The following is a 12,837-nucleotide window of genomic DNA, read 5'->3' as shown; positions in this document are numbered from 1 at the left end:
ATTTACTGATGTCTATTCTCAAGATTTTTTGCGATGGTTTCCAGGCTTATATTTTTCTCTCTTAGAAGAACAAGTAAATGGAAAAGGAGATCAGAAGATTCATTGATAAAATCCTGTTCGGTTTCATTGAGAGCGGCAATCACGGTTTCAACACCCTCTTCGCCAACTTTTTGGGCGATTTTATTCAGACCTTTAGCGTGCAGCCGGTTTACATATGAGCCTTCTACCGGATTATCGTATCGGTCTTTAACAATGCCTTCAAGTTTAAAAATAAAATTCTGATTGTATGTTGTATTAAAACAACTCCTTGAACCTGTGTGGCAGGTTGGACCTATAGGTTTTGCTTTAATCAGTAAAGTGTCGTTATCGCAGTCGATACTGATGTTTTTTACTAAAAGAAAGTTACCGCTTTCTTCACCTTTTGTCCACAAACGGTTTTTCGTGCGTGAAAAGAAAGTTACCTTTCCCTCTGCGCTGGTTTTATTGAATGCTTCTTCATTCATGTATCCCAACATAAGCACCTCTAACGTTTGCTCATCCTGTATTACAACCGGGACTAATCCGTCGGATTTTGAAAAATCAATAGTCATTATAGCCTTACCTCAATATTAGATTTTCTTAACTCTTCTTTCAGCGAAGGTATAAGGATTTCCCCGTAATGGAAAACTGAAGCAGCAAGAGCCGCATCAACATCAGTTTTCTGAAATACATCAATAAAATGCTGAACATTACCTGCTCCGCCAGATGCAATCAAGGGGATGGAAATTGCATCGTTTATGTTTTTTAAAAGTGAAATATCAAATCCCGCTTTTGTTCCGTCGTGATCCATGGATGTTAGCAGAATTTCACCGGCGCCCCGCTCTTCAGCTTCTTTAATCCACTTCTCTGTTTCAAACTCGGTTGCGATACGTCCGCCATTTAAATGGACCAGATTTCTGCCTTCCACAAATTTTGTATCTACCGCAACGACCACAAATTGTTTTCCAAAAGCTGCAGCTAGTTCATCAATAAAATCGGGATTTCTAACAGCAGCAGAGTTTATAGAAATTTTATCAGCACCGGCGTTCAGAAGAATTTCGGCGTCTGAAATCTCATTTATACCTCCACCGATGGTAAATGGGATGTTGATCTGGCGGGCAACTGATTTAACCAGTTCAACCATTGTTTTTCGGCGTTCGTGAGTTGCAGTAATATCAAGAAATACTAATTCATCAGCACCTTGCTGAGAATATTGCCAGGCAAGTTCTACAGGATCACCAGCATCGCGCAGATCAACAAAGTTTACACCTTTAACAGTACGGCCGTCTTTGACATCAAGACAGGGGATAATACGTTTAGCTAAGCCCCCCCGACCCGCTGAAGGGGGAGATTGTAAAGCGGCTGGAACTATATTCAACACGTGAAGTATTTCTTAAATATTTGGTCAATTGTAAGACTTCAGAGACCCTAGTTTAAATCTTAATTTTGACCTGATTGAATTCTATGTGGTTTTTAGAACGATATCAATGATTTTAAATTCCAATCTTTAATTTCTTCAATTGAAATCCGGTTTTCATAAATCGCTTTACCAACAACACAAGCTTCAACTTTGATATCATTTAATGCTTCAATGTCGGCCATTGAACTTATTCCGCCCGATGCTATAAGTTTTATAAATGGAGAGTGGTCTAATAATTTCTGATATAATTCGATACCGGCTCCGCCAAGTTTACCGTCCTTATTAATGTCTGTGCATAAAAACCGAAAAAAACCCAGATTAAGGCAACGATCCACGTAATCTCTTAGTTTAATGGGTGAACTTTCCATCCATCCGGAGTATTTTATTACTTCATCCAGTACGTCAATCGCTACTACTATCTGGTCAGAACACTGTTCTTTTCCGCATAGTGTCTCACTTAAAGAAGGCAAGAAATCCGGATTCGTTAATGCCTGTGTTCCAACTATAACCCGATGGATACCTGCATCAATAAGTTCTTTAACTTTTTCTATACTTCTTACTCCACCACCGTATTGAACTTTCATTTCAGTTTTTCGGATGATATTAAAGAGGTATTCCTGGTTGCTAAAATCACCTTTAGCTCCATTAAGATCGATGATATGAACAAACTCGGTACCGTTAGACTGGTACTTTTCAATCATTTCTTCAAGTGTAACGTCGTAAAGTGTGGCCTGATCGTAATCGCCTTCTCTCAAACGAACAACTTTTTTGTCAAGAATGTCAATTGCCGGAATTATGTACATGGTTTTCTTTAATTAATGAAAAGTTTTTTAATATCTGTTCGCCAGCTTCTCCAGATTTTTCCGGATGAAACTGAACGCCGTAATAATTGTCTTTTTTTAAGGCGGCTGAAAATCTAATTCCATAGTCGGCCGAAGCTATTGTAAAATTAGGATTAAATTCTATAAAATAGGAATGTACAAAATAGAAATAGGTATCCTTATTTAATCCCTTAAATAATTCATTATCAATTGATGAGTTAACTTTGTTCCAACCCGTATGAGGTACTTTAAGTTTTAAATTTTCTGAAAAAAGGCAGGTTTTTACCGGGGCAATGCCAAGAAGTGTAGAATTTCCTTCTTCAGAAAATTCTGTAAGTAATTGCATGCCCACGCAAATGCCTAAAACAGGTTTTTTAGTGGCCAGAATTTTTTCTACCATACCACTCTCCTTAAGCTTTTGCATAGCAGCTCCGGCATGACCGACACCTGGAATAATATACCTTTCAAATTTTTCAAATTCTTCAGGTGAATCAATCATCCGGTAAGCTATATTTTGCCTGTCGAGAGCCGCAGTTAAAGAAAATATATTACCAGCACCGTAATTAACAATGCCAATTGTATTTTGCGTCTCGGTATCCTGATTCTTTTGCATCTATAAAAGCCCCTTGGTACTTGGTAACTGCATATTATTTACATCACGTTTTGCGGCCATTTTTATTGCTTTAGCGAAAGCTTTAAAAATAGCTTCTATTTTATGATGCTCATTCTGGCCTTCCGCCTTAATATTCAGGTTTGATTTTGAAGCATCACTAAATGATTTAAAGAAGTGATAAAACATCTCGGTAGGCATTTCACCAACTTTTTCCCGTTTAAAATCAGCATCCCAAACAATCCAGTTTCTTCCGCCAAAATCTATTGCAGCCTGAGCCAGGCAATCGTCCATAGGTAAACAAAAACCATAACGTTCAATGCCGCGTTTATCACCAAATGCTTTGGCAATAGCTTCTCCTAAAGCGATTCCTGTATCTTCTATTGTATGATGTTCATCGATATGCAAATCTCCTTCAGCTTTGATCTCTAAATCTATACTGCCGTGGCGGGCAATTTGTTCGAGCATGTGATCAAAGAAGTGCAAACCGGTTGAAATTTTCGCATCACCTTTTCCATCAAGGTTTAATTTAATATAAATATCGGTTTCCTTAGTGGTACGCTGATGCTCTACTTCTCGTTTTCCAACTTTTAAGAATTCGTAAATATCTTTCCAGTTGGTAGTATCTAAAACTATAAACTCTTTTAAATCGTGTTTTTGTTCTGCAATTTCATCAGCTCCTAAATTATCATCCTGTTTGATCCATATGGCTTTTGAGCCCAGATTTTTTGCTAGAGCAACGTCTGTGATCCTGTCTCCTAATACGAATGAATTTGCCAGGTCATACTTTTCTGTATCAAAGTAATGAGTAAGTAAAGCTGTACCCGGTTTGCGGGTTGGAGCATTCTCGTGTGAGAAGGTTTTGTCAATAATAATTTCAGAAAATTGAATGCCTTCTCCTTTAAACGTATCAATGATGAAGTTTTGTACAGCCCAGAAATTTTCTTCAGGATGAGAGTCTGTACCCAAACCATCCTGATTGGTCACCATTACCAAATCGTAATCAAGTTCTTCGACGATTTTAGTCAGATACTTAAAAACCTGAGGATAGAATTTTAATTTTTCAAATGAATCTACCTGGTAATCTTCAGGTTCAAGACATAGCGTTCCGTCGCGGTCTATGAATAGTATTTTTTTCATCCTTGAAAGGATTTTAAAGCGTCAATTAATTTTTCATTTTCATCGGGTTTTCCGACAGTAATTCGCAGGCTGCCTTCACACAATTCAATTTTAGAACGGTCGCGTACGATTATTCCTCTCTCAACCAAATAATTATAAATGCCCTTTGGGTTAGTAGTTTTCACCAGGACAAAGTTAGCGTCTGATGGATAAATTTTAAGCACAAAAGGAAGTTTTGATAATTTATTCACCAGCTCTTCGCGTTGCTCAATAGTTTCCTTTATCCAGGTATTTACCTGTTCGATGTTATTTAAGGCTTCTAAAGCTAATTGTTGTGATGCCTGGTTAATATTATAAGGTGGCTTAACACGATTAAAAACTTCAATGATTTCTTCGCTGGCAAAAGCCATCCCGATACGCAAGCCAGCTAAACCCCAGGCTTTAGAAAGTGTTTGTAAAACAACAAGGTTGCTGTATTCAGTCAGTTCCTGTATAAAAGTTTTCTGGCGCGAATAATTAATGTATGCTTCATCAATTATAACTAATCCGTTAAAATTAGCCAGAATGGTTTCAATATCTTCTCTGTTGATCGAATTAGCTGTTGGGTTGTTAGGAGAGCATATGAAAATCAGCTTCGTGTTTTCGTCTATTGCAGCGGCTATTTCTTCCAGATTTAATTGATAATCGGGAGTCAAAGGCACTTTTTTAATAGCAATATCATTTATATTGGCCGATACCTCGTACATGCCATAAGTAGGAGGGACTGTAATAACATTATCAATTCCCGGGCGGCAAAAGGCCCTGAAAAGAATATCTATTGCTTCATCGCTGCCATTTCCTAAAAAAATATTATGCGGTGGCACGCCTTTTATTTCACTTAGACGATTTTTGACCGCTATTTGCAATGGGTCTGGATAACGGTTAAATGGTGTAGGGATTGGTGATCCGTAACTATTTTCATTTGCATCTAAAAATACAGATGCTTCGCCTTTGAACTCATCTCTTGCAGAGGAGTAAGGAACAAGATTTTTTATATTTTCTCTTAAGAGATTATTTAAGTTGAATTCCATTGTTTTAAGCAATTTTTCATGCTGAAATGTTTCAGCATCTGGCACTTTCAGTTGTTATAGCGATCCTGAAACAAGTTCAGGATGACTTACCCTACGACTGTCCATTAACTAGCAGTGACTGTAATCTAACACTTATCGCATTTTTATGCGCCTGGAGTCCTTCAAGCTCTGCCAGAATTTCTACAGTATTTCCGATGTTTTTAACGCCTTGCGGCGAAAGATGCTGAAAAGTGATTTTTTTAACGAATGAATCAACCGAAACGCCCGAATACGAGCGTGCATATGCACTGGTTGGTAAAGTATGGTTTGTGCCCGAAGCGTAATCACCAGCACTTTCCGGCGTTAAATTTCCCAGAAATACAGAACCAGCGTTTCTTATTTGAGAAGTTAGAGATTGCCAGTTATTGGTTGCTAATATGAGATGTTCAGGAGCATATTGATTACTAAATGCCATTGCTTCCGATAGATCAGAAACTAAAACCGCATAAGAATTTGCAATTGCTTTTGCAGCGATTTCTTTACGTGGTAATACAGCCAATTGTTTTTCAAGCTCAATAATAGTTTGAAAAATGACGTCCTGAGATGTAGCTACCAGAACGGCTTGCGAATCAGCTCCGTGCTCAGCCTGTGCTAAAAGATCAGCCGCAACAAAAACAGGGTTTGCCGTTTCATCAGCAATAACTAACACCTCTGACGGACCGGCTGGCATATCTATAGCAGTCTGTGTTGTAGATTGAATTATGGTTTTTGCCTTTGTTACATATTGATTGCCCGGGCCAAATATTTTGTCAACTTTAGTTATTGATTCGGTGCCGTAAGCCATGGCAGCAACAGCTTGCGCACCGCCAACCATGTAAATTTTTTCAACCTCAAGTAGTTGGGCTACATAAGCAATATAACAATTAATTAAAGGCTGACCTTCTGTTTTCTGAGGAGGAGAGCAAACAACCAGTTCTTTACAGCCGGCAATTTTTGCAGGTATGCCCAGCATCAAAAAAGTACTGGGTAAGACAGCCGTCCCACCAGGGATATATAAACCTACTTTTTCGATAGCACGGGTTTCGCGCCAGCAATCAACGCCTGGCATAGTTTCAACTTTTGCCTCGGAGATTAGCTGGCTCTCGTGAAATTTCTTTATATTTTGATAAGCGGTATTGATCGCCTGTTTTTGAGATTCCCCGATTGTATTAGCGATAGAGCTTATTTCTTCTTTATTTATAAAGATGCGATTGAGCTTTACACCGTCAAACTTGTCAGCAAATGCAAATAAAGCTTTATCGCCATTGAGTTTTACCTCAGATAGGATAGAAAGAACACGATCTTCAATAGTATTATCCTCGTCGGTATTCCGGGAAGTTAAACCTTGAATTTGTGATCCAGATAATTCTTTGAATTTGTGAATTTTAAGCATAGCTAAATTTCTGGCAGTCTGAAAATAATTCCCTGAGGGCCTCTTATTATAAAATTATCTTCTCAATCGGCATTACCACAATTCCTTCAGCCCCGGCAGCTTTTAACTGACTTATTTTGCTCCAGAAATCTTTCTCTGGTATTACAGTATGAACGGCTACCCAACCTTCTTCGGCTAAAGGTACAACAGTAGGACTTTTAATCCCGGGAAGCAATGATTTGATTACTTCAATGTTTTTACGTTCGATATTCAGAACTACATATTTGGTTTCTTTGGCACGAAGGACAGATTGAACCCGGTCGATCAGTTCAACAATCAGCGGATTACTTTCTTCTCCTTTGCGGCCAATTAAAACCGCTTCAGAATACATTACGTCACCGAAAGGTTTTAAACCGTTGCTTATTAAAGTGCCGCCCGTTGAAACTAAATCGCAAATAGCGTCGCTTAAACCCAGTCCGGGCGCAATCTCCACAGATCCTGAAATTGTTCTGATATCAGACTTTACATTATGAGTAGCCAGAAACTTTTCTAAAATAACCGGGTAAGATGTAGCGATCGATTTCCCGTTTAAATCAGAAATAGCCCTGATTTCAGAATTATTAGGTATTGCAAGTTTTAGTGAGCATTTTCCAAAACCTAACTTTTGTAAATAAGCAACGTCAACTTCTGTTTCGTTAATTACGTTTTCACCAACAATTCCTAAATCAGCAATTCCATCCTGAACGTATTCCGGAATATCATCATCTCTTAAAAAGAGAATTTCTAACGGGAAATTTGATACTGGTGATATTAAAGAGCTTTTATAGTTTTCGAAGCTTAAACCGCAGTTTTTAAGAAGCTCAACAGATTTTTCGTTTAATCTACCCGATTTCTGGATAGCTATTTTGAGTGTTTTCAATTGTTATATTTTTATTAATCAGACCAACAAATTATTTCGGTAAAAACAGTTTCACGTAGAAACATACATATCATATCTCGCCATGATGGCGATGGTGAAAATGAATGTGATGTGTTAAAACTGTTACCATAATTTGGATTCCTGATTAAATCGGGAGCCGCAAATATACATATACCTGTTAAAAATTAAAATTTAAACCATTGCTTGTTGTGATTTTATCGAAAGATTGCTCACTAATACAATGATTTCGACACAAGTGAATTGAATAGGGATTCGTAGATCACTACATAACCTTAAAGGATTTAAAACCTTATAGGTTGGTTTAACCACAATGTTTTTAGTTTTGCGGAAATGATTGATGCTGTAATAATTGGCGGAGGTGCCTGCGGATTAATGTGTGCTGTTCAGGCAGGCTTTTTAGGAAAACAGGTATTAGTACTAGAGAAAGGTGAAAAGCCGGGTGCAAAAATATTGATCTCTGGCGGGGGAAGGTGTAATTACACCAATATGTATAGTACGCCGTCAAATTTTATATCTCAAAACGAACATTTCAGTAAATCTGCATTTTCGCAATGGACTGTAGAGGACACAATAAGCTTTTTTGAAACTTATGGCATTATCGGGCAGGAAAAAACTTTAGGGCAATTATTCCCCGTAAGTAATAAGGCGAAAGATGTTGTAGATATCTTTACCACTTTATGCAAAGATTTTGGTCAGGAAATCAGATGTAATTGCGAAGTTAAACGAATTGATAAAGCTGACGAAGGATTTGTAATTGATTATGAGCAGAAGGGTAAAGTCCAGCAGTTAAGAGCATTAAATGTGGTGATCGCTTCGGGTGGTTTACCCATTCAGAAAATGGGGGCGAGTGATTTCGGATTAAAAGTTGCCAGGCAGTTCGGATTAAAGATCATTGAAACGGCACCAGCCCTGGTTCCTTTAAGTGTTACCGGAAAAGATGCAGAATGGTTTTCCAATCTTGCGGGAAATAGTATCTTTTGTCGTGTAAGCAATGAAAAAATAAGTTTTGAGGAAAATATACTCTTTACACACTGGGGTTTAAGCGGACCTGCGATCCTGCAGATATCATCATATTGGCGACCGGGAGAAGAAATTAGTATTGATATGCTTCCCAATCAATCCATTAGCTCAGTTATAGACGAAGAACGTTTGCAAAACGGCAGGAAGTCTTTACTAACTATAATGTCGGGCTTATATACCAGAAAATTTGCGGAAGCCTTAGGGAAATATCTGCCTGTCGATAAAAATATTGCCTCTTTAACCAAACAGGATTTGGAAACCATCAGGGCTTTTATCCATGAATTTAAGGTTAAACCTGCAGGTGATAAAGGGTATGACAGGGCCGAGGTAATGCGGGGAGGGGTGGCTACAGATGAGCTGTCGTCTAAAACTCTTGAAGCCAAAAAAGTGCCTGGCTTATTCTTTGGAGGAGAGTGTGTTGATGTAACCGGATGGCTCGGAGGATATAATTTTCAATGGGCCTGGGCCAGTGGTTTTGTTATAGCCCAAAGCCTGTAGTCAAACATACATCAATATCAAGTGTTAGAATATAAAAGATTATGAATAAATTCTTACTTAGTATACTGGCAATTTCAATTTTTTCGGGATGTAACGCATTAAAACCAGAAACAGTACAATTGAAATTAGATGGTCCCGATTGGCAACTTACAATGATCGACCATAAAAATGTAGTTGCAAATGGTCGTGCATATTTAGTGTTTGACGGTGAAGATCTGGAGGTTAAAGGTAAAGCGTTTTGCAACAGCATAAGCGCAGATTACGAACGGATGGGAGATAGCCAAATCGTTTTTCAGGAAATAGTATCTACTAAAATGTATTGTGATGGAGTTATGGATCTTGAAAATCAGATGGTTACCAATTTAAGGAAAGTAAAACGTTTTGAGATAAGAAATGGAATGCTTTATTTGTCAGATTCAGATAAAGTGCTGCTAACCTTTAAAAAGTAATTATCTTCTCTTTCCTTTAGCGGGTGACACTGCTTTACCTCTGGAAGCTTTTGATGTATTTTTGGCGCTTGTGTTATTTTTACCGGCGCCTTTAATTTTACCTGATTTCTCCTTAGCTTTTTGACCCGCGGTTGGTCTTGCCCTCGAATAGGATTTTGTGGGTGGCGGCGTATTTTGCCGCTCTTTTTTTAAAGTTGGATTAGAAGATTTATCGTTTTTTGATTTGGCAGGCTCCTGCGTGGAACTGGAATTTTTAATCATTTTAAAAATTCCGGACATTTCCTGTTCTGTTAATTCTCTCCATTCGCCGACAGGTAAACCTTTTAAGCTAATGTTCATAATACGCGTACGTTCAAGTTTGGTAACTTCATAACCAAAAAATTCGCACATCCGGCGTATCTGCCGGTTCATTCCCTGAATTAAAATTATTTTGAATACAAATGGAGATTCTTTAGTTACAGTACATTTTTTGGTCATTACTCCCAAAATGGGAACACCCGAAGACATTGAATCTATAAATTCGTTGGTAATCGGTTTGTTAACAGTTACCAGGTATTCTTTTTCATGATTATTTCCTGCTCTTAATATTTTGTTTACAATGTCTCCGTTACTCGTTAAAAATATTAATCCCTGCGAATCTTTATCTAATCTTCCAATAGGGAAAATTCTCTCACTATGATTTACATAGTCAACTATATTGTTTTTTGTACTCGCCTCGCTAGTACTTGTTACACCAACTGGCTTATTAAAAGCTATAAAAATAGCGTCTTCCTCTTTTCTTGGTTCGATAGCATTGCCGTTAACAACTACACGGTCGGCAGGTAAAACCTGATCACCTATTTTAGCCCGTTTACCATTGATAAATACATTTCCGTTTTCAATGAATTTGTCGGCCTGGCGTCTTGAACAGATACCACTTTCACTAATGTATTTATTTAAGCGTGTTGAGTTGAGTGACATTTTTAAAGGATATGATAACGCTCTTAACCAAATTTCAAGCGTATTAGCACTGCAAAGTTAACAATGCTATATTTCAAAACGGAAAATATAATATTATTAAGCTGTAAGTCTGTATAAACATTAAAGAGTATTGGTGGTTAACTAAAATACATCATTATGACTATACCTTTAAATACAAGCGTCTTAGGCTACCTTATTGAAAAAGGCTATTATTTTGTTCTGGCCAAAAACGAGGAAAACGATGAAACAGGAATTTTAACCATAACTCTTTTTCCGATACGAGAGAAACCTGTAGTTGAAAACTTACCTCATGGTTTCGAAACGTACTATCATATAACCCAGGAACCAATGCAAATGGCTTGTGGTATCGATAATTCTACAATAGTGGTGATTGATGTGCCTTTGGATGAAAATATGCCTGATTTAATGCCTGCTGATGTTCTGGAAGATAATACCTTTCGGTTAAGTGAAGATTTTTACAAGCAGGTGGTTGAAAGTTTAGAAGAATATGCCGTTATAACTACCGATAAATTGGGAGATGTAAGCAGCTGGAATAAAGGAGCCGAAAGACTTTTAGGTTATTCTGAAGAGGAGATATTAGGGAAAAAGGCTCATGTTTTTTTTACTGAGAAGGATCAGGAGAGTAAAGAACCCGAGAAAGAGCTAGAAATGGCAATAAAAAATGGTAAGGCTATTGATGAGCGTTATCATGTTCGTAAAGATAAGTCTGTGTTTTGGGGAAGTGGTCTGGTTTTTCCACTGTTTGACACGCATAATGTTCACAGAGGGTTTACAAAAATTATGAGAAACCTGGAAGAAAGAAAAGATGCGGAAAGACACCGGCCTCAAACACGATTATAAATTTTATTCTGGTTTTAACTTCCAGCGTTTGTGCGACCAAATCCAGTATTGAGGCTCTTTTTGAATCATCTGTTCCAGGTATTTTACATGTGCCTCTGTAATTTCACGATCAGCGGTAGCTTTCGGCTCATTTACCAGAGGTATAAATTCACAGCTGTAATGACCGCGTTTTACTACTTTTACATCGCAAAAAACAACAGGATAATTATATGATTTGGCGAGTTTTTCTATGCCTTGAAAAACCGCCGTTGGCTGATTTAAGAAGCTTGTAAAAATATGCGAATCACTTTTTACAGGCGTTTGATCGCTAATAATAATAGATACCGTTGGTTCTTTCCTATAAGATAATATCTCCCGGAAAGATTTTTTCATTGGGATCAATTTCGCACTAAAGCGGGACCGGACTTTTTTGATAAACCGTTCAAATAATTCATTTGATAAAGGTTTATACACAATCAGAATTTTCTTATCTGTGATTAGGCCCACATTACTGGCCATCTCCCAATTTCCGTAATGACCGGCAACCGCAATTACACTTTTATTATTCTTAAAATACTCATCCAGTAATTCCGGGTTCAGGAATTTGAATCTTTCCATCGCTTCGGCTTTGGAAATACTAATCATTTTAACAGATTCAATAATTAAATCGCATAGAAATTTATAGTACTGAATAGTTATTTTTTTCCTCTCCGCTGAATCCTTTTCAGGAAACGCGTTATTCAGGTTTTCGTCTACAACAATTCGACGATACTTCATGATATGAAAAAGAACTATGAATAGAGCATCTGAAAGGACGTATAATACATTTAATGGCAAAAAAGATAGAAGTTTTAATCCAAATATTCCCAATCGGGTAAGCATGGCCAAATCTAAGAAAAAATGAGCTTTGCATTGATCAGATATGCAAAGTATACCTGTTAATTAAACTTCCAGTAAAAAGTAGGCCGATCCGTAACCTTCTCTAATTAAAAGAGGCTTAGCTACATTGTATACATGTACCCCACCAGAAGTTTCACCCTTAAAGGTGCCTATATGCGCGTGACCATGGAATGCAACCTCTACACCCCTTCGGCTTAAAGGTTCTGCCAGGCGCGAGGATCCCAGAAATGGAAATATAGCTTCCGATTCGCCAATAACTGTATCGCGGATTGGGGAATAGTGCAAAATGGCGATTTTTTTGATGTTTGGATTTTCATCTAAACGAGCCAAGGCTCTGTCGAGATGCAAGGCTTCATCAACTGCTTCCTGAACAAAAGATTTCATAGCTCCTTCACCAAACATCGAAAGCATATGATTGTCGAACCCTCCGCCAAAACCTTTAACCCCCGCAAAGCCTACATTACCGATAATAATAGCTTCTCCGTCTAAAATATGTACATTTTCATTCTGAAGTATGCTCCTGATAAGCTTATGCCTGCCTTTTTCGAAATCGTGATTTCCTAACACTGCAACAACCGGTATGCTGCATGAATTTAATTCTTCGGATAAGACCTGTGCCTCCTGTTCATCGCCGGTATCCGTTAAATCGCCGGCAATTACCAGTACATCGGCATGTTTTGAAATATCTTTAAAATACTCAACCCATTTGCCTTTATCTGTTTCCTTAACGTGTATGTCTGCTACAGCCGCGATCCTTGTACGTTTTATTTCTTCCTCCATAA

14 protein-coding genes are annotated in these 12,837 nt (G+C 37.9%); 3 read left to right on the top strand and 11 right to left on the bottom strand.

Annotated elements, in window-relative coordinates:
- Positions 1-2: 2 nt before the first annotated feature.
- The 8 genes from hisIE to hisG form a co-directional block, all read right to left on the bottom strand.
- Positions 3-590, bottom strand: a complete 588-nt coding sequence (gene hisIE / locus WG906_RS13510; protein WP_339993233.1) for a bifunctional phosphoribosyl-AMP cyclohydrolase/phosphoribosyl-ATP diphosphatase HisIE — start codon at positions 588-590, stop codon at positions 3-5.
- Positions 590-1,396 (bottom strand): imidazole glycerol phosphate synthase subunit HisF, encoded by an 807-nt coding sequence (hisF, locus tag WG906_RS13505; RefSeq protein WP_339993231.1) that lies wholly within the window; start codon positions 1,394-1,396, stop codon positions 590-592. The genes hisIE and hisF overlap by 1 nt, the downstream gene beginning before the upstream one ends.
- 95 nt (positions 1,397-1,491) lie before the next feature.
- A complete protein-coding gene (locus WG906_RS13500) occupies positions 1,492-2,241 on the bottom strand; it encodes a 1-(5-phosphoribosyl)-5-[(5-phosphoribosylamino)methylideneamino]imidazole-4-carboxamide isomerase (RefSeq protein WP_339993230.1) in 750 nt (249 codons plus the stop codon).
- Positions 2,219-2,872, bottom strand: a complete 654-nt coding sequence (gene hisH, locus WG906_RS13495) for an imidazole glycerol phosphate synthase subunit HisH (protein ID WP_339993229.1) — start codon at positions 2,870-2,872, stop codon at positions 2,219-2,221. Before hisH ends, WG906_RS13500 begins: the two co-directional genes overlap by 23 nt.
- Positions 2,873-4,009, bottom strand: a complete 1,137-nt coding sequence (gene hisB / locus WG906_RS13490; RefSeq protein ID WP_339993228.1) for a bifunctional histidinol-phosphatase/imidazoleglycerol-phosphate dehydratase HisB — start codon at positions 4,007-4,009, stop codon at positions 2,873-2,875.
- Entirely contained in the window at positions 4,006-5,058 is a 1,053-nt protein-coding gene (hisC, locus tag WG906_RS13485) for a histidinol-phosphate transaminase (RefSeq protein ID WP_339993226.1), read from the bottom strand. Before hisC ends, hisB begins: the two co-directional genes overlap by 4 nt.
- A gap of 91 nt (positions 5,059-5,149) precedes the next feature.
- A complete protein-coding gene (gene hisD / locus WG906_RS13480) occupies positions 5,150-6,469 on the bottom strand; it encodes a histidinol dehydrogenase (protein ID WP_339993225.1) in 1,320 nt (439 codons plus the stop codon).
- A gap of 46 nt (positions 6,470-6,515) precedes the next feature.
- Complete coding sequence (gene hisG, locus WG906_RS13475) at positions 6,516-7,367, bottom strand: ATP phosphoribosyltransferase (protein WP_339993223.1); 852 nt, start codon at positions 7,365-7,367, stop codon at positions 6,516-6,518.
- 351 nt (positions 7,368-7,718) lie between these two features.
- Between hisG and WG906_RS13470 the strand changes: the two genes are divergently transcribed.
- Together WG906_RS13470 and WG906_RS13465 are read left to right on the top strand one after the other, a co-directional pair.
- A complete protein-coding gene (locus tag WG906_RS13470; RefSeq protein WP_339993222.1) occupies positions 7,719-8,906 on the top strand; it encodes a BaiN/RdsA family NAD(P)/FAD-dependent oxidoreductase in 1,188 nt (395 codons plus the stop codon).
- A gap of 41 nt (positions 8,907-8,947) precedes the next feature.
- The gene (locus WG906_RS13465; RefSeq protein ID WP_339993221.1) at positions 8,948-9,355 is read left to right on the top strand and encodes an META domain-containing protein; all 408 of its coding nucleotides are present in this window, start codon (positions 8,948-8,950) and stop codon (positions 9,353-9,355) included.
- Here the strand turns inward: WG906_RS13465 and rluF are convergent, their stop codons facing one another.
- Positions 9,356-10,315, bottom strand: a complete 960-nt coding sequence (gene rluF, locus WG906_RS13460; RefSeq protein ID WP_339993220.1) for a 23S rRNA pseudouridine(2604) synthase RluF — start codon at positions 10,313-10,315, stop codon at positions 9,356-9,358.
- 156 nt (positions 10,316-10,471) lie between these two features.
- On the opposite strand from rluF, the gene WG906_RS13455 reads away from it, so the two are divergent.
- Positions 10,472-11,176, top strand: coding sequence for a PAS domain-containing protein (locus WG906_RS13455; protein WP_339993219.1), 705 nt, complete (start codon positions 10,472-10,474; stop codon positions 11,174-11,176).
- 3 nt (positions 11,177-11,179) lie between these two features.
- Here WG906_RS13455 and WG906_RS13450 read toward each other — a convergent pair whose 3' ends face one another.
- Positions 11,180-12,037: a lysophospholipid acyltransferase family protein gene (locus WG906_RS13450; protein ID WP_339993218.1), complete on the bottom strand. Its 858-nt coding sequence runs from the start codon at positions 12,035-12,037 to the stop codon at positions 11,180-11,182.
- Positions 12,038-12,097: 60 nt separating this feature from the next.
- Entirely contained in the window at positions 12,098-12,835 is a 738-nt protein-coding gene (locus WG906_RS13445; RefSeq protein WP_339993216.1) for a metallophosphoesterase family protein, read from the bottom strand.
- Positions 12,836-12,837: the final 2 nt, after the last annotated feature.

The sequence above is a fragment of the Pedobacter superstes genome (assembly GCF_037622515.1).
In the GTDB taxonomy this organism is placed as follows: Bacteria; Bacteroidota; Bacteroidia; order Sphingobacteriales; family Sphingobacteriaceae; genus Paradesertivirga; species Paradesertivirga superstes.
The sequence above is the reverse complement of the archived record's forward strand: the minus strand, read 5'-3'. Positions and strand labels throughout refer to the sequence as shown.

Coding starts and splice junctions, on each gene's coding strand:
- hisIE (WP_339993233.1), bottom strand. CDS start 590: ATGACTATTGATTTTTCAAAATCCGACGGATTAGTCCCGGTTGTAATA.
- WG906_RS13500 (WP_339993230.1), bottom strand. CDS start 2,241: ATGTACATAATTCCGGCAATTGACATTCTTGACAAAAAAGTTGTTCGT.
- hisH (WP_339993229.1), bottom strand. CDS start 2,872: ATGCAAAAGAATCAGGATACCGAGACGCAAAATACAATTGGCATTGTT.
- hisB (WP_339993228.1), bottom strand. CDS start 4,009: ATGAAAAAAATACTATTCATAGACCGCGACGGAACGCTATGTCTTGAA.
- hisC (WP_339993226.1), bottom strand. CDS start 5,058: ATGGAATTCAACTTAAATAATCTCTTAAGAGAAAATATAAAAAATCTT.
- hisD (WP_339993225.1), bottom strand. CDS start 6,469: ATGCTTAAAATTCACAAATTCAAAGAATTATCTGGATCACAAATTCAA.
- WG906_RS13470 (WP_339993222.1), top strand. CDS start 7,719: ATGATTGATGCTGTAATAATTGGCGGAGGTGCCTGCGGATTAATGTGT.
- WG906_RS13465 (WP_339993221.1), top strand. CDS start 8,948: ATGAATAAATTCTTACTTAGTATACTGGCAATTTCAATTTTTTCGGGA.
- rluF (WP_339993220.1), bottom strand. CDS start 10,315: ATGTCACTCAACTCAACACGCTTAAATAAATACATTAGTGAAAGTGGT.
- WG906_RS13455 (WP_339993219.1), top strand. CDS start 10,472: ATGACTATACCTTTAAATACAAGCGTCTTAGGCTACCTTATTGAAAAA.
- WG906_RS13450 (WP_339993218.1), bottom strand. CDS start 12,037: ATGCTTACCCGATTGGGAATATTTGGATTAAAACTTCTATCTTTTTTG.
- WG906_RS13445 (WP_339993216.1), bottom strand. CDS start 12,835: ATGGAGGAAGAAATAAAACGTACAAGGATCGCGGCTGTAGCAGACATA.